We start from the raw sequence: 24712 nt of genomic DNA, 5'->3' as shown, positions 1-24712 counted from the left end.
GGAACGCAAGAGTTTGTTGATAACTACAAAAGCGCACTTGCCGAGTTACAAGGGCTTATACTTCCTAAATCAAAAACCGGTAAACTTGTTGAAGGGTCATTTGCATGGCTACTTAAACAATACTTTAACAGCTCCAATTGGCATAGCCTTTCTAAAGTCACCCAAAAACAAAAAGAACTCATCCTTATGAAGGTATGTGATACCATAGGAAACATTCCATACCAAGCAATTGAAAAGAAACATATCATAGCCGGTGTTGAACGGCGTAAAGAAACACCAGCAATGGCTAGAAATTTTCTGAAAGCCCTTAATGGACTTTTTAATTGGGCGATTGATCAAGGTCTTTTGGAAAATAATCCAGCTTTAGGAATAAAAAGACCCCCCCTCAAAAACAAAGAGGGATTTCCTGTTTGGACAGAAGAAGATGTCGAAAAATATTATCAAAGATGGCATCATGGTACCCATGAACGTGTCTGGATTGATGTTCTTTTATATACGGGCTTGCGTCGTGGTGATGCGGTTCGCATTGGCTGGAAAGATGTCAAAGATAATATCATTCACCTTAAAACAGAGAAAAGTAAATTCCAAACAGATGTTTTTCTTCCTATTTTACCGGAACTAGCAAAAACACTTGAAACTGGTCCTATTGGAGAAGAAACATTTATCTGTAGTAAAGTGAATCAAAAATTCACCAAAGAAAGCTTTGGGAATGCATTTAGAGACGCTTGTAATGCGGCTAGAATTAAAAAATCGGCGCATGGATTAAGAAAATTAGCCGCAACACGCGCAGCTAATTCTGGAGCAACAGTATCACAACTCAAAGCAATTTTTGGCTGGACAGAAGATCAGATGGCATCCCTTTATACAAAGAGTGCAGATCGTAAAAGACTAGCTCTTGAAGCTATAAAAAAGCTCCAAAAAAGTTAGGGGTAGAGACAAAAAAACGTAATAGAATCAGGATTCATTAATTCCCTTATATTAGATATAATTCTTTGATTTTATTTACTCTCTATCCGCCCCTTGGGCGTACCATCCTCCTTTTTTCTATGTGTAATATATTCATTTTATTTGTGTTTTTAAAAATGAGGGATGCATAAATAAAAACGAGAGAACAAGATTTTAAAAGGAATTTCTTCGTAAATTAAAAGGAATCTCTTTGTAAAAAGGATACAAGAATCATTAGGTGATTAATTTCTTTGTTGCATTTCGAGGATAGTGCTTTACTGCGCACAGTTATAACAATAAGAATCTATAAAATATAAGAATTAGAGTATTCTAGCTCGCGATACGGTAATTTTATAAGTCATATTCTTGCGTATGCTGTTAATTTTTAAATTAAACCAGCCACATCATTTATACGTTTTTTCCAACCTTCAAAACTGAAGTTTATCCCAAACGCATTTTATATGAAGCATTTCTAATTACAGTGCCTTTGTTATCACATTAAACTTTTTATAAATAAACAAACCGTAATCTTAGAGTTGAAATAGCAATATAAAAAATAGATGCTTATTCACCTCACACAACAAATCAAGAAACTATAATTCAGAATACGATCAAATTATTAAATGGAATCTCTGATAATAAAAACGCATAATCCCCGTCTCTCGGTGATCTAACTACCTTATCTATTAAACAGATTCTTCATCAATCATAGAATACTTATAGATTTATAAACACATCACTTCTTTTCAAAGATTAAACCCTCAAACAAAATTTTACACTCTATGATAATATATTCTAAAAGTTCATATTTGAATGCTTTTTTCCCTTGTTTTTACTTTTCATTATAAACTTGAAAGTGTTATACAAGTAGTATCGCTTAAAAGAAAAAGGATTTCTAATGGTAAAGATCAAAGTAGAAAACCCCGTTGTTGAACTTGATGGGGATGAGATGACCCGCATCATCTGGAAATATATCAAAGATAAATTAATCCATCCCTACCTCGACATTGATCTAAAGTATTATGATCTTTCCGTCGAAAATCGTGATGCAACCAATGATCAAGTAACAATCGATTCTGCCAATGCTATAAAAGAATATGGGGTTGGTATAAAATGCGCAACCATCACACCTGATGAGGCACGCGTTAAAGAATTTAACCTAAAAAAAATGTGGAAATCACCTAATGGTACAATCCGCAATATTTTAGGAGGAGTCATTTTTCGCGAACCCATTATCTGTAAAAATGTCCCTCGCCTTATTCCTAACTGGACAAAGCCAATTATTATAGGACGTCACGCTTTTGGCGATCAATACAAGGCAACAGATTTTAAATTTCCAGGAAAAGGGAAATTAAGTATTAAATTTGTAGGTGATGACAATCAAGTTATTGAACATGATGTTTTTGATGCTCCAAGCGCAGGGGTTGCCATGGCTATGTATAACCTTGATGAGTCAATTCGTGATTTTGCCCGCGCATCCTTTAATTATGGACTACAACGGAATGTTCCAGTTTATCTTTCAACAAAAAATACCATTCTAAAAGCTTACGATGGTCGTTTTAAAGATATCTTTCAAGAAATATTCGATATGGAATTTAAAACTGAATTTGAAAACCGTAAGTTATATTACGAACACCGTCTTATTGATGATATGGTTGCTTCTGCATTAAAGTGGTCAGGTGGATACGTATGGGCATGTAAAAACTATGATGGTGATGTCCAATCTGATATTGTTGCCCAAGGCTTTGGTTCTCTTGGTCTCATGACTTCTGTTCTCATGACACCTGATGGTAAAATTGTTGAAGCAGAGGCTGCACACGGCACCGTAACACGCCATTACCGTCAGCATCAAAGAGGCGAAGAAACATCAACAAATTCTATTGCATCTATTTTCGCATGGACACGTGGACTGGCGCACCGTGCTAAACTAGATAACAATGAGAAATTAAAAAACTTTTCCACGACATTGGAAGAAGTTTGTATTAAAACCGTCGAAGAAGGTTTTATGACTAAAGATCTCGCACTTTTGATTGGGCCTAAACAAAAATGGCTTTCTACAACAGGTTTCCTCGATAAAATTGATGAGAATCTCAAAAAAGCAATGGGCAATTAAGTTATTAATTAAATTAAAATTCAAAGCTCTAAACAGAGCTTTGAATTTCTCTTGGCAAATTCAAAGAAGTACCTTATAAGTAAAAAGAGGATAAATTTTTATTAAATAGCAAAAAACAGTGAAACAACAGAGCTGGTCTGAGCTTTTATTGGGTAAAAATGGTCTTTGCTTTTTAACGTTTACAGGTGGTGTTATATTACACGCTACCAATGTTTATATTGTTATTACTATTTTACCTTCCCTTATAAATCATATTGGCAATGAATATTATTCTTGGGTGGCGACTGTCTTTATTACAGCTTCACTCCTTGGTACTTCACTTGCAACAAAAATATTAGGGAAATTAGGTCCTCGCAACGCTTATGTTATCTCTGGTCTTATCTTTACCCTAGGCACTTTCCTGTGCAGCATTTCTTCATCTATGCCATTATTTTTAATAGGACGCTTTATTCAAGGATTGGGAAGTGGTTCTTTGTTATCTCTATCCTATTCCATGGTACGTATTGTTTTCAGCCCATCTTTATGGTCACACGCATTAAGTGTTATCTCTGGAATGTGGGGAATATCAACCTTGTTAGGACCAGCAATCGGAGGAATTTCTGTATATTATGGCCTATGGAGAGCATCCTTTTGGATCATTGGCGCATTAGCTATATTCTTCTCACTCATAGCCTTTAAAATTTTACCCAAAAAGAATGAAAACTATGTTCCAACATCCCCCCTCCCTCTTCTCCAGCTTCTCACACTCACCTTATTGATTTTTATCATCTCTGTTGGAGGAGCTATGGACACAACAATGGCAAAAATTTGCGGATTAGTTATCGGACTTAGTCTTCTCTTTGTTTTAGCAAAAATCGAATCATATAGCTTTCATCCTATGTTGCCGCGCAAATCCTTTTCTTTCTCTTCTGAAATTTTTCCTGTTTACGCATTAATACTCGTTATGACAACAGTCGTGTACAGTATAGAACTTTATTTACCACTTTTTCTTCAAGAACTTCATGGACAAGCTCCACTTATAGCCGGTTATATAGCAACACTTATGAGCCTAGGGTGGACGTGTGGAGCCCTCTCAAGTGCTGCTGTCTCCACAAAAAAAATTCGCAACATCATTATATACTCGCCCCTATTAAAACTGTTAGGCATAGCGATTCTTTTATGGCTCATACCAACAGAAGTTTCCACGCTTGAATATATTTTTATTATTTGCTTAGCACTATTTTCTATTGGAATCAGTGCAGGCATAGCATGGCCACATTTGCTCACACGAATTTTACAATGTACAAATGATGAAGATGCTCTCCGTGCCAGTGAATCCCTTACCTCCGTACAACTATTTTCAGCTGCATTGAGTGCAACTCTAGCCGGAGTTATCACCAATCTTGCCGGACTCTTTAATCCTGGAGGAACAATAGGAATGATCTTAGCAGCAAAAACTCTTCTTGTAGTGCTCATTGGTTTTTTATTTTGTTTTGCTATCCCATTAGCGCTGCGCATTTCTTACTGCATGTTAAAAAATCCAACAGGACATTCCAATAATTAAATAAATATAAAAATACCTTCTTCATTTTAAAAATGAAAAACATTAAGCATGCTTCTCCATATACCATGAGACGCAAAAAACCATTAATCCACACAAAGTTAGAACACTTCCTAAAACAGCTGTATATTCATAACTATAACCCAATTTTAAAACTAATGCTCCAGATTCTGCACCAAGAGCGTTGGCAATATTAAAAGCAGACTGCATTAATGCTCCTGCCAAAATCTGTCCCTGTAGGGCAACATCCATAATTTTTGTTTGTATAGAAGGCATAGCAGCAAAAGAAGTTCCAACAAAAAAGCATCCTATTGCCGCTGTTAACGGAGCATAGGATAAAAATAAAAAAATAAAAAAAACAAATACGCTCCAAAGCATAGAAAAAAATATCATCGGCGAAATACCAATTTTAACGGCTAATTTAGGCCCCAAGAGATTTCCTACCACCATTCCCAATCCAACTAACGGCATAATAAATGGTACCAACTCAAGTGAAACACCAGAAATATGCATTAATGTTGGCTTGATATAAGTGAAAACAGAAAATAATCCTGACGCTCCCACCGACACCATCAACAAAAGAAGCCACACCTGCTTTTGCTTTAATGCACCCATTTCTTGCAAAGGATTCGTTTTTGGAAAACTTGAATCACAAGGAAAAAAATTCCAAATAAGCAAACAACATAATAAAGCGATCATCCCCACAAGGACAAAAGCAATCTGCCAACCAATAAGTTGACCAATCCAAGTAGCACTGGGTGCTCCCAAAACGGTTGCAATTGTTAAGCCAAGCATAACATATCCAACAGCTTTAGAACGTTCTTTCATTTCTACCATTGAAGAGGCAACCATAGCCGCAAGTCCAAAATAGATTCCATGGGGAAGTCCACTGAGAAAGCGTAATACTACTAATATGCTAAAATCAGAAACAAAGGCACTAGCAATATTTGCTAAGGCATAAAAAAGCATCAAGCCTATCAAAACAGTTTTGCGTGATACCTGAGCTGTTGCCACAGCTAAAAGAGGTGCTCCAATCACAACTCCTAATGCATAAGCAGAAATATATTGACCAGCGGTAGGAATATCAACATAGGAACTTCGTGCCATCTCTGGCAGTAGCCCCATTGCAACAAACTCTGCAGTACCAATAGCAAAACTGCCCACGGCAAGAGCTAAAATTATTAAACGTCGTATTCTCGAATCAATTCCCAATGCAAGAACCTTTTGTTGATAAGAATCCCTCATATCATCACTTCTGGATAGGAGTTTTAACTGTAAATATCTGTAATACACACAAACAAAAATTCAAAACATTGTTATACGCATGCCCAATAGTCCCCAATAAAGTTTTAGAAATATTTTTATATATAAAGCATTTTATGGAGTTTTAAGTAAGATTCTTTAATGGAAAATCTTTGAAAACCTCAAGATCATAGACGTATTCACCTATTTCTATCAGATCTACCAGATAATAAACTTTGTCTCCTCTTTTCAGCCGTTGAAATTTTACAGTGAAAACTTTTACAACGATATACTATACCCTATAAATAATTCTAAAATTTGCTGAATAATGCATTTCAAACAAGTGAACAATATCTCATCATTATCTTGATACAAAGATAAAATTTCTCCCCCAATTATTGTTGCTTTATTTTTGCTACCTAAATGCAGATCCCCCAAATCGATAAGCTATAATTTCAACTTTAGGCCATTCTTATAAATTATTATAGAGTCTTTTAAAAATTCTCATGATAATAGTGCTTGGTTTCTAGATTTATTAAATATCCTCTTTTAGGCATCTTTCCCCCTCCCTCACAGAGGAATCGCATCAGATATCTAACTCACTATCTGTAAATTAAAATATTCACGTAAATATATTATGATTATTTTCAGATAAATTCTATAAACAAAGCAGAAAACAAATATAATAAGTTTTGTTTCAATATATATATTGATATTTTATAATATATGATAATTATTGTGATTAATATTTAATTTTTATTACATTAAAACTATAAATTTTTAGTTTTACAATATTAATAATATTATATAAATCTATGTAAATAATATTTATATTAATATATAAAAATAATAACAATATAAAATTATAACATTTTAAATATGTAATCTTATTTTAGTTTTATTTTAATTTTCTAAAAATTTATCTGTTCGATTGTATATAATCCATTATTTACCTTTAATAATAAAAAACACAAAATATCTCATAAAAATACAATTTTCATACTTCTTTAAGAGTTCGCTAACGCCTCATTAACATTGTTGCTGTAAACAGTCATCAGAAACAGAAAAACTGTTTTTCTCCGGATCAGGTAGCGCGTACCGGAGTAACAGTTTCTGTTTTTATATAGTAATTAGAAACAGAATATGTGCCCTCATAAAACCGCACTGTTATATTTTAAGATAGTGAAATTTTATAATTTTGGAAGATGTTTCTAATTTCATATTTTTAACTAAATTTGTAGGTGCGAGAATAAATTCAATGAAAAAATGCGGCGCTATATTACGATTAATATTTTAGCGTCCTTGTGCCCATAGAGCACGCGTTTCAGCGCAAAAATCAGCATAACAGCCTTCCTCAATGGCATCACGAATTCCCTGCATAAGTTGTTGATAATAAAAAAGATTATTCCAAGTCAACAACATCCCCCCAAGAGATTCACCAGATTTGATCAAATGATGCAAATAAGCACAACTATAATCATGTGCTGCTGGACAAAGTGACTGTGGATCAAGAGGATGTGGATCTTCTGCATAACGTGCATTACGCAAATTAATTCTACCAAAGCGGGTAAAAGCTAAACCATGACGTCCTGCACGCGTTGGCATAACACAATCAAACATATCAACACCACGTGCAACACTTTGTAAAATATCATCAGGTGTCCCTACTCCCATAAGGTAGCGTGGTTTATCCTCTGGTAAAATCGGACAAGTAGTATCCAATACTGCTGTCATAACACTCTGCGGCTCACCAACAGCAAGCCCTCCAATAGCGTAACCTTTTAAATCCATTTCTTTTAATGCTTGAGCAGAACGTTCACGCAGTTTCATATTATCACCACCTTGAACAATCCCAAACAATGCTTTATCTGGCTGATCTCCAAAAGCTGTTTTACAACGCAGCGCCCACCGCAATGAAAGTTCCATAGCTTCTTCCATTTCTTTTTCAGTTGCTGGTAATGCAATACATTGATCCAACTGCATCTGGATATCCGCACCAAGAAGTCCTTGAATTTCGATAGAACGCTCTGGACTCATTTCATAGTAAGCTCCATTAATATAAGAGCGAAAAATCACACCTTGTTCAGTAATTTTACGGATTCCCGCCAATGACATAACCTGAAAGCCACCAGAATCGGTTAAAATAGGTCCGCTCCAGCGTGAAAATTCATGTAATCCTCCCAAACGCGCAACACGTTCAGCTCCTGGACGTAACATTAAATGATAAGTATTCCCCAAAATGATATCTGCACCAAGATCACGAATTTGATCCATATACATAGCCTTAACAGTTCCTGCCGTCCCAACAGGCATAAATGCGGGTGTACGAACACATCCTCGCCCCGTTATAATTTCTCCTCGACGTGCATACCCATCTTGAGCAATTTTTCTATAATGAAATGTCTTTATCATAACTCTCGTCTTTTTGATTCCATCAATGCATATCTCTATAGAAAGAAAAAAGATATCCCCTTACGCGCATTGTCATAAGCTTTATGAATTAATTTTTGATTCGCTCAATATTGTAACCAGCATCAAAAATTAAACGAGATAAAAGAACATTTCTTGTTAAGAAATCACCATAATAAAAGTGATAATCTAACTCTAGAAAAATAGTAAAATCCTTATAATATCATACCTCAAAATACCTACGCTTATCCTTAACAGAACTGCAAAATTATTATCACAATAATTTCATCTTCACATACTTCCATAAGCAGTAACTTTGTACCCATAAAAGAAAATTTTGAACGCATTGTACAGCTCATAATATTCTTTAACTTTTACAGATAAAAATTTTTCATCTACTGGGCACAGCGATCCTCACGCTTAATAAAAGTGCAAATGAACATAATCATTTATCCACTCACAATATTGAGATAGCTCTTGGCATTGGAGATAATTCACAAAAGAAATTAACGTGTAAATAAAAATACTTTAAAAAACTAAAAATGCTTTTTGTAAAGATTCTCAAATACCAAAAGCTCTATCGTAACATTAGAGGCTGAAAAAGCGTATGATGGTACCCGTTTGCTCCTTCACAAGCTTTAAAGATGGTGGTGCATAATATTTTATACTATTTATAGCTTTAAAACTATACATGCCATGAATGTCATCGTGGAAGTGAATGTTGATATGTACTGAGAAATGCTTCTTAAAAAAACACGTAAATATACAACACAAGTGTATTCCGTTTGGAGCGTTCCTCTATAAAAAAACGAGAAAAATAAAAGCGTAAGTCCATGCATAATCTTCATTATTTAAAAGATATTGCGTTAGATACTTAAAAAAGTAAAGTTGAATTAAAAAGGAGATGGCAAGACTAGCCATTTATTTCACTTCTGCGCCTTTATTATATTCTTCTAAGATTAAACTGTCTTCTTATTTTAAATATTACGCCAATATATATATATAAATGCTGGTTTTCCACCTTGCTAAGAAAACTGGATGAGCGAGTAAAGCTCTTATCCGTCTTAATATGTGTTTCAAACATGCTTCTGCATTAGGATTGGATGTTGATTTACAAGCAGAAACAAAAGCACACGCTCTCTCAGGAAAGTAACATCATAAAACTTTAAGACCGACAATGGATGGAAGAGAACTGCCAAATTTTTTATAAAACACTTTGCCAAACAACAACCATAATACGACAGACTTTGCGTTTTCTTATTCTGACAAGTGTTTGTACAAATCCTTTGCGTTATATTCTTAAGGAAGATCCGATTGAAGGAAATATATGGACAATGCTTAGCTCGAAATTATAAAAGGTAAGCGTGATACTACAAAAGAGTTTTGTGTGCCTTTATTGATCAGAAAAGAGTATTTTTTTCTTAGAAACTTACAATTAAAATCAGTATAGTTTATACTATTTTGCATCCGCAGCAATAATGGCTTTGGTAATTGAATCTGGATCTGAAACAGGTTCACCACGTTTAATTTTATCAACATTTTCCATACCTTCAACAACCTGCCCCCATATGGAATATTGACGATCAAGCCACGGAGCATCTGCAAAACAAATAAAAAACTGAGAGTTAGCAGAATTTGGATTCTGACTCCGTGCCATAGAAACTGTACCACGCTTATGAGAAAGATTTGAAAACTCTGCTGTTAAATTTGGTTTTTCTGCCCCCCCCATACCCGCACGTGATAAATTGAATTTTTCACTATCCTTCTTTCCAAATTGCACATCCCCTGTTTGCGCCATAAAACCATCAATAACGCGATGGAAAATAACATTATCATAAGCACCTTCACGTACCAATTCTTTAATACGTGCAACATGACAAGGTGCTAAATCAGCAAAAAGCTCAATAACAACTCTGCCCTTTGTTGTTTCAAGAATTAAAGTATTTTCTGGATTTTTATTCTCTGCCATATGGAAAGCTCCCTTGATTCATTTCTCAACTTGTAAAGTAGCAGCATTAATAACATCAGGATTTTTTACAGATCCATTATTACTTGTCGTACCTTTTTTTATTTTATCAACAACATCCATCCCCTTTATAACCTCTCCAACAACGGTATACTGACCGTTTAAAAAAGCAGCATCATCAAAACAAATGAAGAATTGAGAATTCGCGGAATCCGGATCTTGTGACCGTGCCATCCCAACTGTACCACGCTTAAACGGCTGCTTTGAAAACTCTGCCGGTATATTGGGATAATTTGAGCCACCCATACCAACGCGTTTCAAATCAAAATCTCTACTGCCTTTTTTTCCAAATTCTACATCACCAGTTTGTGCCATGAAATTAGGAATAACGCGATGAAACACAACATTATTATAGGCCCCCTCCTCTGTTAATCTTTTGATTTGCGCAACATGTTTTGGCGCCAAATCAGGACACAGACGAATAATGACATCACCATCTTTGAGAGATAAAACAAGAAGGCTTGCATCGCTTGCTGGTCTAGGATTACCAGCAACAGCGGACAATGAAAAAAAACAAAACACACATATCAAAACAGCAAAAGTTCTACGAGACACAATTATTCTCCCCTAAAAGATTGGAATTTCGAGCTCAAAGCTTGTGCAACATTGGGCGGTACAAATGGTGTTACATCACCTCCCATAGAGGCAATTTGGCGTACCAATGTAGAAGTTATCGCACGCCCAGAAACACTTGCCGGCAAAAAAACAGTTTGCAATTCAGGAGCCATAACGCCATTCATCCCGGCCATTTGCATTTCATAATCAAGATCAGTACCATCACGCAATCCACGAATGAGAAATGAAGCACCAACTTCACGCGCCTTCTCAATGAGAAGGTTGCTAAATGAAAGAACCTGCAATCGATTAGAATCTGCACCAAACAAGTCTTTCCCGACCTGCGTAATGAAATCAACACGCTCTTCGAAGCTAAAGAGTGTTTTTTTGTCAGCCTGTATCCCTATAGCGACGACCACCTTATCAGCTAACACAAAACACCCTTTCAAAACATCAAGATGACCATTTGTAAGAGGATCAAAAGAACCCGCGTAAAGAGCAATTTTCATGACTTTACTCCTTCCTCTTAAAAATTATTTTTCTTCGCTCATATCAACTGTATCAGAATGCTTCTCACCTTCATCATCTAATGAACTCGTATCATCTTCAGGTTCAGAAATACGTTCAACCGATACGACTCTTTCACCTTTGGCTGTATTAAAAATTGTGACTCCCTTAGTTGAGCGCCCAGCAGTACGAATTCCCTCAACAGGGACACGAATAAGCTGCCCCCCATCTGATACCAACATAATTTGATCTTGCGCCTTCACCGGAAAAGCCGCTACTAATTTACCAATTTCAGCTGTTTTAGATGGATCTGTTGCGCGAATCCCCTTTCCGCCACGTCCCGAAATCCGGAACTCATAGGAAGAAGAACGTTTACCATAACCAAACTCACTCACTGTCAAAAGCATTTGTTCACGTGCATGAAGTTCTGCATAACGTTCATCTGTTAACTCTGTTTCAGCACCCCCATCTTCTTCATCAAGAGTTATAACATCTTCAACATCAGCATCTGCACCAGAAGCACGCCGTTCATTCATTACACGTTTAATATAAGCAGAACGCTCAATGGACGTCGCCTCGACATGCTCTAAAATTGTCATCGAAATGACTTTATCGCCTTTAGCTAAATTGATACCACGAACTCCCACAGAATTACGCCCAGCAAAGACCCGAACATCAACAACTGGAAAACGGATACATTGTCCATTGGCTGTTGTTAGAACAACATCATCATGTTCTGTACAGGTTTCAACAGAAAGAATTTCATCTTCTTCATCAAGTTTCATCGCAATTTTACCATTACGATTAACCTGAACGAAATCTGATAATTTATTACGACGCACAGTTCCACGTGTTGTCGCAAACATAATATCTAATGCACTCCAGCTCGCTTCATCTTCAGGCAAAGGCATAATCGTTGTAATACGCTCACCTTGTTGTAAGGGAAGCATATTGATCAAAGCCCGCCCACGCGATTGGGGTGTCCCCAGCGGCAGTCGCCAAACTTTTTCCTTATAAACAATCCCACGTGATGAAAAGAAAAGAACCGGAGTATGCGTATTGGCAACAAACAACCGCGTTACAAAATCCTCATCCTTCGTGGACATACCAGAACGCCCCTTACCACCACGTCGCTGTGCACGATAGGTATTAAGAGGCACACGCTTAATATAACCACTATGGCTTACCGTTACCACCATATCCTCTGGCGCGATCAGATCTTCACTCTCCATCTCAGCGCTACCAAAACCAAATACGGTACGTCGCGGCGTTGCAAACTCCTCACGAAGAGCACTCAACTCATCCTTAACAATACACATAATCCGCACGCGTGATGCCAAGATCTCAAGATAGTCAGCGATATCCACACCAATTTTATTCAATTCATCAGCAATTTCATCACGCCCAAGGGCTGTCAATCGTTGCAAACGCAATTCTAAAATAGCACGCGCCTGTTCTTCAGAGAGATTATAAGTACCATCCTCATGAATAATATGACGAGGATCATCAATAAGTTTAATCAAAGGCGCAACATCCATCGCTGGCCAGCGACGCTCCATTAACTGTGCACGTGCTGTCTGCGGATCAGGAGCTTTGCGAATAAGCGCTATAATTTCATCAATATTGGCAACAGCAAGGGCAAGACCAACCAAAACATGTGCTCGCTCACGCGCTTTACGCAAAAGATATTTTGTTCGCCGACTGACAACTTCTTCCCGAAAAGAAACAAATGCACGAAGCATATCAAGCAACGTCATCTGTTCGGGTTTTCCCCCATTCAAAGCAACCATATTACAACCAAAGGAAGTTTGCAGCGGCGTATACCGATATAATTGGTTTAAAACAACTTCCGCAACAACATCTTTCTTCAGCTCAATAACGACCCGATATCCATCACGATCAGATTCGTCACGCAAATCAGAGATTCCTTCAATGCGTTTATCGCGCACCAATTCGGCCATTTTCTCAATCATCGTTGCCTTATTAACTTGATAAGGGATCTCACTCACAATAATTGCTTGTCGACCACTGCGAATCTCTTCGATCTCAACTTTAGCACGCATAATGATTGAGCCACGCCCTGTTTCATAAGCTGCACGAACACCAGAATGTCCGAGGATAATGCCCCCTGTAGGAAAATCCGGACCAGGAATAATTTCAATTATTTTATCGAGTGTGATATCGGGATTATCAATCAAAGCGATACAACCATCAACGACTTCACCAAGATTATGGGGAGGAATATTGGTTGCCATTCCCACAGCAATCCCCCCTGACCCATTAACCAAAAGATTGGGAAAACGCGCTGGCAAGACAACCGGTTCACGCTCACGCCCATCGTAATTATCCTGAAAATCAACAGTATCTTTATCAATATCAGCTAAAAGTTCTTCTGAAACTTTTTCTAAACGACACTCAGTATAGCGCATGGCCGCAGGTGGATCACCATCAACGGAACCAAAATTTCCCTGACCATCAATTAATGGATTTCTTAAAGAAAAGTCCTGCGCCATACGCACTAATGCATCGTAAATTGAAGCATCACCATGGGGATGAAATTTCCCCATAACCTCACCAACAACACCAGCAGATTTACGATACGACTTATTGAAAGAAAGCCCCATCTCATTCATAGCATGAAGGATACGTCGATGAACAGGCTTAAGACCATCACGGACATCAGGGAGTGCACGTGAAACAATCACGCTCATCGCATAATCGAGATAGGAGCGTTGCATTTCATCAATAATACTGATTGGTTCAATACCGGTTAGCACATCACGTTCTGGGTGTGGAGTAAGATCGGTCACAATTTCAAAACTTTCAAAAAAGAATCATTTCACTTTATTTATAGCGAAAAATACACCAAAATGCTAATTTCTCTCCCATGACAAAAAAGAAATTTAACAATATTTTTCAAGATGTTATTAATTTATATTTTAAATTACCAATAATAATTAACAATTTTCACTTCGCTAAACTTCAAAAATCTGAAACAAGCAAACCATAAAATGATCATAATACTGCAATTTAAAGACTCTTAAAAAGGGACATCATCATCTAATTTGTGTGAAAAACTTTCTCCCAATTGATTATTATTTTGACCAAAAGTATTTCTCTGATTTGAGTGACTATCGGCAAAGCCACCACTATAACTCCCCCCTTGACTTGCTCCTTGCTCCCCGCTCGCAGCTCCCCGCCCATCAAGCATTTGTAATTCGCCACGGTACTTTTGCAAAACAATCTCTGTTGTATAACGGTCATTTCCATTTTGATCTTGCCATTTTCGTGTCTGTAACTGCCCCTCAATATAAATTTTGCTGCCTTTTTTTAAATATTGCTCTGCAACTTTGACAAGGTTTTCATTAAAAATAACAATACTATGCCACTCAGTGCGTTCTTTTCGCTCATTTGTATTCCGATCGCGCCAACTTTCTGAAGTAGCAATACGCAGATTTGCCACTTGATCACCAGAATTCAAACGGCGGATTTCAGGATCGGCACCAAGATTACCAATCAAAATAACTTTATTAAGGCTACCAGCCATCGTATAAACTCCAAAATTTTAATTCGTAAAGTACTCTGTTCTATAACAGTTATAACCATCTTGACCTTCAATTTACATGTCGCAATTGACCATCAATATGGGTATGCTATCCTTTCTCAATACTGTATTGAGTGTAATTATACCAAAAGATGATAAAAACACATAGTTTATTCCACCACGAGAGAATAAAAAGCTGCTCATTTGTATTTTTTTCACAAAACTTATACCTTCCTTTTGCATTAAAGCAGTTAAACACATTGTAATTCTAAAAAAACAGTTTTATTCCATTTTAGGTGCTCAATTTTTGCCACATATGCCAAGGATAAAGTATGACTCATCAAAAATATATCTCCATTCGCGGTGCACGTGAGCATAACCTTAAAAATATTGATCTTGATCTGCCTCGTGACAAACTCATTGTTATAACAGGACTTTCTGGATCAGGGAAATCATCTTTAGCGTTTGATACAATTTACGCTGAAGGACAACGTCGCTATGTCGAAAGCCTTTCAGCCTATGCACGCCAATTTTTGGAAGTCATGCAAAAACCCGATGTCGACCGCATAGACGGTCTCTCTCCAGCTATCTCCATTGAACAAAAAACAACCAGTCGCAACCCTCGTTCAACGGTAGGTACCGTTACTGAAATCCACGATTACATGCGTCTTCTCTTTGCACGTATTGGTATTCCTCATTCTCCTGCAACAGGACTTCCTATTGAAAGCCAGACAGTAAGTCAAATGGTGGATCAAATTATGTCCTTACCAGAAGGAACACGAATTTTTATTATGGCACCCTTAGTGCGAGGACGAAAGGGAGAATATAAAAAAGAGCTAACAGAACTTTTAAAAAGAGGATTTCAACGCGCTAAAGTTGATGGAAAATTCTATGAAATCGCTGATATTCCACCTCTTGATAAAAAATATAAACACGACATCGATGTCGTGGTAGACCGCATTGTTGTACAGAAGGATATCACCTCTCGCTTGGCTGATAGTATAGAAACCTGTTTACAGCTAGCAAATGGGCTTGCCATAGCTGAAATGGCAGACCAACCCTTAGCACAAAAAGAAACGACAAAGGAATCTGCTCATAAATCAAAAAATGATACACACAAACGGCTCATTTTTTCAGAAAAGTTTTCCTGCCCAGTATCGGGTTTCTCTATTCCTGAAATTGAACCACGCCTTTTTTCGTTCAATAATCCTTTTGGGGCCTGTCCTCTCTGCGATGGATTGGGTATCAAAAAGGCAATGGATCCACTAAAAATTGTGCCAAATAAAAACCTTACCCTAAAGAATGGAGCCATTGCTCCTTGGGCTAAATCGGATTCACTTTATTATAGTCAAACCTTAGAAGCATTAGGAAAAGCTTACGGTTTCAAACTCACAGATCAATGGTGTGAACTCTCTAGTGAAGCACAACAGGCTATTCTCTACGGTACAAAAAGAGATGAAATTTCTTTTATCTATAAAAATAATTCTGGTTCGCATAAAATGACCCAACCCTTTGAAGGAATCATCCCTAATATGGAGAGACGCTGGAAAGAAACCGATTCTGCTTGGTCTCGAGAAGAAATCGAACGTTATATGTCTTCTTCGCCCTGCCCAGCTTGTCACGGTTATCGTTTAAAACCAGAGGCACTTGCTGTAAAAATAAACGGAATGCATATTGGGCAAATATCAGATTTTTCTATTCTAAAGGCAGATGATTGGTTTGCCAATGTTCATCAATATCTCACAGAAAAACAACGTAATATCGCGGTACGTATTTTAAAAGAAATTCGTGAACGCTTGGCTTTTTTAAATCATGTAGGATTGGAATATCTTACCTTGTCTCGAAATTCAGGAACGCTTTCAGGGGGAGAAAGCCAACGCATTCGGTTGGCATCCCAAATTGGTTCTGGTCTTACAGGCGTTCTTTATATTTTAGATGAACCATCTATCGGTTTACACCAACGCGATAATGAACGCCTTTTGGAAATGCTGCGTCATTTGCGCAATCTTGGCAATACAGTTATTGTTGTTGAACATGATGAAGATGCTATTCTCACAGCAGACTATGTTGTTGATATGGGGCCTGCCGCGGGCGTTCATGGTGGAGAAATCATAGCGCAAGGGACACCGCAGGAAATTATAGAAAATTCAGCCTCTCTCACAGGCCAATACCTTTCAGGAAAAATGGCTGTTAAAATGCCGACAAAGCGACGCAAAATATCAAAAACGAAAACACTTAAAGTCATTGGCGCCAAAGGCAATAACCTCAAAAATATCAATGCGAATATTCCTCTTGGAACCTTCACATGCATAACTGGTGTTTCTGGAGGAGGAAAATCAACATTTCTTATTGAAACGCTTTTCAAAGCAGCATCACATCATATCATGGGCTCTCATCACAGCCCTGCCAGCTATGACAAAATTGAAGGATTAGAATTTCTTGATAAAGTCATTGATATCAACCAGTCCCCTATTGGACGCACCCCACGCTCTAATCCCGCAACCTATACAGGTGCTTTTACACCGATTCGTGAGTGGTTTGCTGATCTTCCAGAATCAAAAGCCCGCGGTTACAAAGCTGGGCGTTTTTCATTTAATGTTAAAGGAGGACGGTGCGAAGCATGCCAAGGCGACGGAGTCATCAAAATTGAAATGCACTTTTTACCTGATGTCTATGTTACTTGCGATGTCTGTAAAGGAAAACGCTATAACCGAGAAACACTAGAAATAAAATTCAAAGGACAGTCTATAGCCGATATTTTGGATATGACAATTGAAAAGGCAGAAGAATTTTTCCAAGCTATTCCCGCTATTCATAATAAAATGGAAACTCTCATTAAAGTAGGATTGGGTTACATAAAAGTAGGACAGCAAGCAACCACACTTTCTGGTGGGGAAGCACAACGTGTAAAACTTGCGAAAGAACTTTCTCGTAAAACAACGGGACGTACACTCTATATTTTGGATGAACCGACAACAGGTTTACATTTTCATGATATTTCCAAACTTCTTGAAGTGCTTCACGAACTAGTCGAGCAAGGCAACACAGTTATAGTCATTGAACATAACCTTGATGTTATAAAGACAGCCGACTGGATTATTGATTTAGGACCAGAAGGTGGAGATCGCGGTGGTGAAATTGTTGCAATTGGACGCCCTGAAGACATCATTAAGGTTCCCGCTTCCTATACGGGAAAATTTCTAAAAGATGTTTTACTACGCCCATCTCTCTATAATTCCAATTCTTAGAAACGCTTTTTATTGTAAAATACAGCATACTAACAAAGCCTGTACTTTTATTATTACCTGTAAACCAACACCTAATTCCAGTAGTGCAACACGTTTGAAGCAAAGACTAAAAACAATTTAGCGCTTTATAAGCTGTTTCAGTTGTCGTATTGCCAAATAAGAATGCGCGCATAATTGCATATTTATTCTCTGTTTTGTTTATACCTGAAACGACCAGACAGCCTAAACTGGGAAAAATACGAAGTTTTAAGGGTATAAATAAGTTCCTATCTTTACATCACTTCTTAATTTATCTTTATGATTTCAAAGGAATCCGCGGCAATATCTTATAATGAAGATTGCCATTGCTTCACGCTTTTATTCATCGCGTTCCTTAATGGGATCATATTCCTCACGAAGGGACAAAACGCCCCAAACGGAATATATTTGCATTGCCAATTCACACATCTGTTTTAAAGAAACATTTCTCAATGCTCCCAAGCCCATTTCACAACAGCAGCTATGAATGCTATAATGATAAACTCATTTATTGTACACCACCATTTTTACGTTTATGAAGAAGCATAATCAGCAACATCACACTCTTTTCCAATATTTATCTCCCCTACTCCCTAATATTGTAAAGCCTTTAGTGATAGAAAGCTTTCATAAAAAACATTTTATTTCTTTTTTCAAATGTTGTTACCCACACACTCGTACTATTTATGATATATAAAGGTATTGTTTTGATTGATTGACGACAAAAAGATCTAAAATGAGAAAATCCTACGCTATTAGAGTTTCTCATTTAATGTGGAAAATGTCTAATTATCCTTATAAGTAAATGTGTTATCTAAAAAAAAGAAACAAAACTCTTTTATTGTATAATTTGAATTCTTGTAAAAGAATTGTAAGGTTTTTTCCCAAAAAACAGTGTTTGACTGTATTCTACAAAAGAAACTCTCCTAAAAGAGCTTAGAGTATCATTATTTGCGACTTTTTGTGCACAAAGTATCTGTTGGACATCTTACAGTTGTCAATATAATGTGATGCAGTCTAAAAAGACAAAATAACGTTGGAGATAATTTCAGCATGAAAAAAATTGAAGCCATTATAAAACCTTTCAAACTTGATGAAGTGAAAGAAGCGCTTCAAAAAATTGGGTTACATGGTATTACAGTAACAGAAGCGAAAGGTTTTGGTCGTCAAAGGGAACATACAGAACTTTATCGTGGTACGAAATATGTTGTTGACTTTCTACCTAAAGTAAAGATTGAAATTGTTGTGTCCGATGAAAAACTGGAACAAACTGTTGATGCAATACGTAAAGCAGCTCAAACCAAACATATAGGAGATGGAAAAATATTTGTCTTTTCCATTGATGATGCAATTCGTATAGGCACGGACGAAACCGGTATCGATGCCCTTTAATAAATAACGAGAAAATTCACTTTTTTATCCACCTCAACGCCACATTAAGGAAATTGAATATGACAACCGCATCAGATATTATCAAACAGATTACAGACAACGAAATCCGTTTTGTTGATTTACGTTTTACTGATCCACGAGGAAAATTGCATCACATTACAATGGATATCGCAGAGATCAGCGAAGATACTTTTAGTGATGGTGTCATGTTTGATGGTTCTTCAATTGCTGGTTGGAAAACAATTAATGAATCTGACATGGTTTTAATGCCAGATCCAGAAACAGCACACATTGATCCTTTTTTTGCTCAATCTACTTTGGTCATATTTTGTGATGTACTTGATCCTGTCTCTGGTGAATTTTATCGTAGAGATCCTCGTTCTATCGCCAAAAGGGCTGAAGTTTATATGAAATCTTTAGGCATTGGAGATACAATCAATGTAGGTCCAGAAGCAGAGTTTTTTATCTTTGATGATGTGCGCTATAAAACGGACCCTTACAACACAGGGTTTAAACTCGATTCAAGTGAACTTCCCTCCAATGATGATACGGAATATGAAACAGGAAATCTAGGGCATCGCCCACGAATAAAGGGAGGCTACCTTCCTGTTCCGCCAATTGATTCCTGCCAAGATATGCGTTCTGAAATGCTCACAGCACTCAAGGGTATGGGCGTACAGGTCGAAAAACACCATCACGAAGTAGCAGCAGGCCAACATGAATTGGGTATTCGTTTTGATACACTTGTTCGCGAGGCTGACAAGATGCAAATTTTTAAATATGTTGTACATCAAATAGCAAATAGTTATGGGAAAACAGCAACCTTCATGCCAAAACCAGTTTTTGGTGATAACGGCTCTGGAATGCATGTCCACATTTCCATTTGGAAAGATGGCAAACCCATTTTTGCAGGAAATGAATATGCCGGACTATCAGAAACCTGTCTGTTTTTTATCGGTGGTGTTATTAAGCACGCAAAAGCAATCAATGCTTTTACAAACCCATCCACAAACTCCTATAAACGTTTGGTTCCTGGTTATGAAGCTCCTGTTCTTCTTGCCTATTCAGCACGTAATCGTTCTGCATCTTGCCGTATTCCAATGAGCTCCTCACCAAATTCAAAACGCGTAGAAGTGCGTTTTCCAGACCCAACAGCAAATCCCTATTTGGCATTTGCAGCCCTTTTAATGGCTGGTCTTGATGGCATCAAAAACAAAATTCATCCCGGACATGCTATGGATAAAGATCTTTATGATCTTCCCTTAAAGGAACTCAAAGAAATCCCTACCGTTTCAGGAAGTCTACGTGAAGCGCTTGAAGCACTTGACAAAGATCGTGGCTTTCTTAAAGCTGGCGACGTTTTTGATGATGATCAGATTAATTCCTTCATTCAAGTAAAGATGCAAGAAGTCTTGCGCTACGAAACAACACCTCATCCTGTTGAATTTGATATGTACTATTCTGTTTAAACAATCAATACGCATTCTTTTGATTTTGAAAATGGAGGCAAAAGCCTCCATTTTTGTGGATATTCTTCTCATGCAAAAGCGCAAGAGGCTTTTTGCTCATCCGCTTTTCCTTTATAATGTGTTGAATCTCTTCAAATGAATTAACAAAGGTTTCTAATGCCGCGAATTTGTTTTCTCGTTCCCGTTCTTTTATGCATTGTCTTTATCACATCAACAACTAAAGCACATACAATAACCAACCAAAAACTTACAACTCTTGAGAAAGCAACATCTGCTTATAGTAAAGCACTTAAAAATGCCGATGCAAATGCCATCTTAAATGCTATTCCTCCCCAAGTCATCAACCGCTTAACCGCCAAAAAAAATCTTAATCAATCACAATTTCTACAAATCATGAAAAGCCAAATAGAACGGTTGGCAGAAAGTTACAAGATTGAAACGATCAACATTGATCAAAAACAAAAACGTGAAGGTACCCTTGATAATGGTACCCCTTATTTTGTTATACCCGTGGAGCTTGTAACCACAACAAATGCTGGAAAAAAATGCTCTATTCAAACTGAAATTATTGCCCTACTTCACGATAACCAATGGTATTTTATCCGTGGCAATGACGAAGCGCTCTTAACCATAACCAATGAAATATTTCCTGGACTTGATAAAGTAAAAACCAATCCTCAAAAAGTCACAAAAATACTCTGAGCGAAAAGAATGCACGTAAATAAAAGATTTTCCCCTATAAACAAGTTGTAACAATTGTAGCAGCAGCCTTAAATTCAACTTTTTTATGAGCACGACGTACCATTGTTTCTTTATCTATTCCCCATTGCTCCATCATCCAATCTTCATCTAAATGGGCAATAGACCAAGCATGATCAGCATCAATGTTTCCCGCAGCAACAGCAAGAGCAATGAGAGCAGATCCCGTTAAGGTTGTCATCATATGAAGTGCAGCAAGCATATAAGCAGACTCAACGCTACGTAAATAATGACTCACAGCTTGAAGTGCTTCTGGTGATTGTTCCACATGCATCAGCCCTTCTGTCAAATAAAACCTTGCACCCAGTTTTTTTTCTGCCCAATCTAATAAAGGATCCCATTGTTCAGATTGTTTTTGCACCAACTCTTTAGGAGTCTGTGCACGATAAAAGATCATATCACATGCAACGAAACGCAATAAATCTTCAAAAACCACCTGCATATCATCAGCGATACCATCAATAACAGTATTAACCAAACGCGTCATCGGCATTTTTGCAGGATCAACAACGTGCTTTTGGTTCTCAAATTCCTGAGCAACATATTCAGCAAACACTTCTGTAGGCACATGAAAATGACGCCTTGCGGGCGTTTTTACAGGACGTTCATCCAACAAAATCGTAAAGCCGACCTCCTCACAAGCGATCTTCACTTGCTTATAAAACCGTTTTGGGTGTGATTGGAATGAAAGATTTTGAATCTTTTGAACAGAACTTTTTTTATTCTTATTCAATGGCATATCAAAATGATCCAAAATCCCACGCATATTTGTTTACCTCTGATCTTTTCAAAAAAACGACTGTTTTTTTAGGTTCTATAGCTTCAATAAGGTTTAATCTGACCTTCTTAACGATTCCAAAGAAGAAAAAATCTAGCCAATCCCACTCTAATTTAAGAGTTATATTTCATGTTTCTTTTACAAACAAGACAATGGTAATATCTTTTTATATATTCAATACAGTCATGAATATAGAATAATTTTTTTAAATATTATCTTAATTAAAAATTTGAATATATTGAATTTTATGGCAAAGATGTTCACGTCTTACCAATTTTCTTATTATTCATCTACAATAGTATAATCAATATGAACAAATTCACAAACGCTGATCATCTAAAAAATGATAGAGCAGTGTGCTTTACGTATCATTCACCTTTGTTTAACCATTCCAATAATTCTCTAACATATTCAATAAATACCCCCTGTGTAGAACTTTCCTGCTCAATCACTCCCCTAAACGACAATGTTTTACGGCATGATAGAATAATGAACAAACAAAATTATATCGTAAATTTTCTTTCACATATACATGATTTTATAAAGCACTAAATTACTTAACGCATTGTGCTTGATATACTCTATCATATTACACTAATTTAAATTTAGTCGCATAATTAAAAGAATAGAGATCATGTAATCTGAAAATAATGCCTTTACACTTGTCCCTGCAGATACTAACTGTGCAACTACAGAATAATGGTGGCTTAACAATCACAATAAAAATATTTTGTCCACTGACTCGAGATCCCGTATTATCTTATACGCAACTCTTGAAGAAGCATTTAATGAACTTGCTCAAAAAAAAAGATAGGTATCTTCTAAGCCGTGCTGCTTACCCTGATTTACATACACTCATATTTACCCGTTTAGGTGATATGCAATTATTTGACAGCTTTATCATGCCTACTCACTCTATGGTTTTAGCTAAACGCAATAACATTGATGAAATTAAAACCGTAGCGACTCATCCTGCCCCACAATCTCTGGTAGCTCATCAATATGACAAAGTATTTGCCAACAGCAATGCTGATGCAGCCGTTCTTTGTAAGGCTGAAAAAGCAAGATTCTTGTATCACAACATCGGTTGCGGCAAATCGCTATAGGCTGAATATTGTCGAAAATTTTGGACAAGTGCCAATGGCCTTTTTGCTCCACTCGCTAAAGTCAACTAATCATGAAAAAATCTGAAGCGCTTCTTTCCATTGTTAACTTGGTTGACAAATTCCGTATGCGCCAAGAACGAGATGGGAGCATTAAAGAACCAACTTCAGCAGATAATAATATGATCAATGAATTGATCACTCTGCTGAACCACCATGCCAATATTCTTGACGGATTATCTCCAAAACTTTTAGCGACCATTTCTGATGATCTTCATCAGTGGATAATCAGCGGTTTAACGACCCCTCCTAAATTTGATAACACTTTGGCTGCTTTCAAAGCCCCATTACCAGATGCTCCCTTGTTTTTCTTGGCTCCAATGCGTGCAACAAATGGACCTGATCCAGAAGGATTCCGGCTGGAATTAGTTACAGGATATCGTCATGAAACGGCCTATCTTGCTGACGCCTCAAAATATACAAATAATTATGTATCACCTTTTCAATGTATAAAAATGGGAATAGCATCAAGAGGTTTTTTAGAAGGCAATTGCATTGTTCTATTCCCAGAATCTGTAGCGGCTGCTCAAAAAAAAACAAAGCAAGCATTTGCTTTGTTTTTTTTCAGTAAATTCTTTGATATTTACAACAAGCAAACAATTGTGGAAGCTGAACGTTTACTCGGTCGAGATAGTAAATTCCTGTTCGGTCAATTGCATAGTCGTAACTTATCTAAAGAAGACATTTTCGATGCTTGCTGTTTGTGGGGCTATTATCATGACTATGCACATCATACCGGACCGCGGCCATTGGATAAAAATCTGTATATAAAATTAAATTGGTTTACAGGTCTTCTAGAAGAAACTAAAGTTGATTTAATTACAGTGCGTATTATGCTACAAAATCATCCAAAATTTTGGAAAGAAATAACTGAATTTATCCTATTAGAACGCATATTTCGTTATCCAAAAGATTCTGATCAGCATATGACATTCGATGCTGCTACAGGGATCTTGCTTTTTGAAATATTGATGCGGAACAAATCAAGGTTATCTTCAATTTGA

At 37.0% G+C, this 24712-nt stretch carries 16 protein-coding genes and 1 pseudogene; 9 read left to right on the top strand and 8 right to left on the bottom strand.

Annotated features, from left to right (window positions below):
* From ACFIJZ_RS06180 to ACFIJZ_RS06170, 3 genes are all read left to right on the top strand, one after another.
* The coding region (locus ACFIJZ_RS06180) for a tyrosine-type recombinase/integrase (RefSeq protein ID WP_375631316.1) at positions 1-927 on the top strand (927 nt) is incomplete at its 5' end.
* Positions 928-1843: 916 nt separating this feature from the next.
* Positions 1844-3058 (top strand): NADP-dependent isocitrate dehydrogenase, encoded by a 1215-nt coding sequence (locus ACFIJZ_RS06175; protein WP_375631315.1) that lies wholly within the window; start codon positions 1844-1846, stop codon positions 3056-3058.
* A gap of 118 nt (positions 3059-3176) precedes the next feature.
* Positions 3177-4601, top strand: a complete 1425-nt coding sequence (locus ACFIJZ_RS06170; protein ID WP_375631314.1) for an MFS transporter — start codon at positions 3177-3179, stop codon at positions 4599-4601.
* A gap of 42 nt (positions 4602-4643) precedes the next feature.
* Here the strand turns inward: ACFIJZ_RS06170 and ACFIJZ_RS06165 are convergent, their stop codons facing one another.
* From ACFIJZ_RS06165 to ssb, 7 genes and pseudogenes are all read right to left on the bottom strand, one after another.
* Complete coding sequence (locus ACFIJZ_RS06165) at positions 4644-5843, bottom strand: MFS transporter (protein ID WP_375631313.1); 1200 nt, start codon at positions 5841-5843, stop codon at positions 4644-4646.
* Positions 5844-7133: 1290 nt separating this feature from the next.
* Positions 7134-8252 (bottom strand): tRNA guanosine(34) transglycosylase Tgt, encoded by a 1119-nt coding sequence (tgt, locus tag ACFIJZ_RS06160; protein ID WP_273791486.1) that lies wholly within the window; start codon positions 8250-8252, stop codon positions 7134-7136.
* Between the two features lie 1453 nt (positions 8253-9705).
* Entirely contained in the window at positions 9706-10218 is a 513-nt protein-coding gene (locus tag ACFIJZ_RS06155) for a peptidylprolyl isomerase (protein ID WP_273791487.1), read from the bottom strand.
* A gap of 18 nt (positions 10219-10236) precedes the next feature.
* Positions 10237-10830: a peptidylprolyl isomerase gene (locus ACFIJZ_RS06150; protein ID WP_375631312.1), complete on the bottom strand. Its 594-nt coding sequence runs from the start codon at positions 10828-10830 to the stop codon at positions 10237-10239.
* Positions 10820-11339, bottom strand: a pseudogene (gene coaD, locus ACFIJZ_RS06145) (pantetheine-phosphate adenylyltransferase). Before coaD ends, ACFIJZ_RS06150 begins: the two are co-directional and overlap by 11 nt.
* A gap of 24 nt (positions 11340-11363) precedes the next feature.
* Positions 11364-14147: a DNA gyrase subunit A gene (gene gyrA / locus ACFIJZ_RS06140; RefSeq protein ID WP_273791490.1), complete on the bottom strand. Its 2784-nt coding sequence runs from the start codon at positions 14145-14147 to the stop codon at positions 11364-11366.
* A gap of 230 nt (positions 14148-14377) precedes the next feature.
* A complete protein-coding gene (gene ssb / locus ACFIJZ_RS06135) occupies positions 14378-14884 on the bottom strand; it encodes a single-stranded DNA-binding protein (RefSeq protein ID WP_273791491.1) in 507 nt (168 codons plus the stop codon).
* A 329-nt stretch (positions 14885-15213) separates the two neighbouring features.
* Between ssb and uvrA the strand changes: the two genes are divergently transcribed.
* From uvrA to ACFIJZ_RS06115, 4 genes are all read left to right on the top strand, one after another.
* Positions 15214-18129, top strand: a complete 2916-nt coding sequence (gene uvrA, locus ACFIJZ_RS06130) for an excinuclease ABC subunit UvrA (RefSeq protein WP_375631311.1) — start codon at positions 15214-15216, stop codon at positions 18127-18129.
* 1071 nt (positions 18130-19200) lie between these two features.
* Entirely contained in the window at positions 19201-19539 is a 339-nt protein-coding gene (locus tag ACFIJZ_RS06125) for a P-II family nitrogen regulator (protein WP_015856528.1), read from the top strand.
* A gap of 59 nt (positions 19540-19598) precedes the next feature.
* Positions 19599-21008 (top strand): type I glutamate--ammonia ligase, encoded by a 1410-nt coding sequence (gene glnA, locus ACFIJZ_RS06120; RefSeq protein ID WP_375631310.1) that lies wholly within the window; start codon positions 19599-19601, stop codon positions 21006-21008.
* A 156-nt stretch (positions 21009-21164) separates the two neighbouring features.
* A complete protein-coding gene (locus ACFIJZ_RS06115; protein ID WP_375631309.1) occupies positions 21165-21710 on the top strand; it encodes a hypothetical protein in 546 nt (181 codons plus the stop codon).
* Positions 21711-21744: 34 nt separating this feature from the next.
* Here the strand turns inward: ACFIJZ_RS06115 and ACFIJZ_RS06110 are convergent, their stop codons facing one another.
* Positions 21745-22533, bottom strand: coding sequence for an ATP12 family chaperone protein (locus ACFIJZ_RS06110; protein ID WP_375631308.1), 789 nt, complete (start codon positions 22531-22533; stop codon positions 21745-21747).
* 800 nt (positions 22534-23333) lie between these two features.
* Here ACFIJZ_RS06110 and ACFIJZ_RS06105 point away from each other — a divergent pair.
* Both ACFIJZ_RS06105 and ACFIJZ_RS06100 read left to right on the top strand, forming a co-directional pair.
* Positions 23334-23651 carry a hypothetical protein gene (locus ACFIJZ_RS06105; RefSeq protein WP_375631307.1) on the top strand — a complete coding sequence of 106 codons (318 nt, stop codon included), beginning with the start codon at positions 23334-23336 and terminating at the stop codon, positions 23649-23651.
* 71 nt (positions 23652-23722) lie between these two features.
* Entirely contained in the window at positions 23723-24712 is a 990-nt protein-coding gene (locus tag ACFIJZ_RS06100; RefSeq protein ID WP_375631306.1) for a DUF6421 family protein, read from the top strand.

Origin of the sequence: Bartonella sp. CL70QHWL (genome assembly GCF_042194855.1) — a bacterium.
Classification (GTDB): domain Bacteria; phylum Pseudomonadota; class Alphaproteobacteria; order Rhizobiales; family Rhizobiaceae; genus Bartonella.
This window is presented reverse-complemented; position numbering and strand designations above follow the sequence as displayed.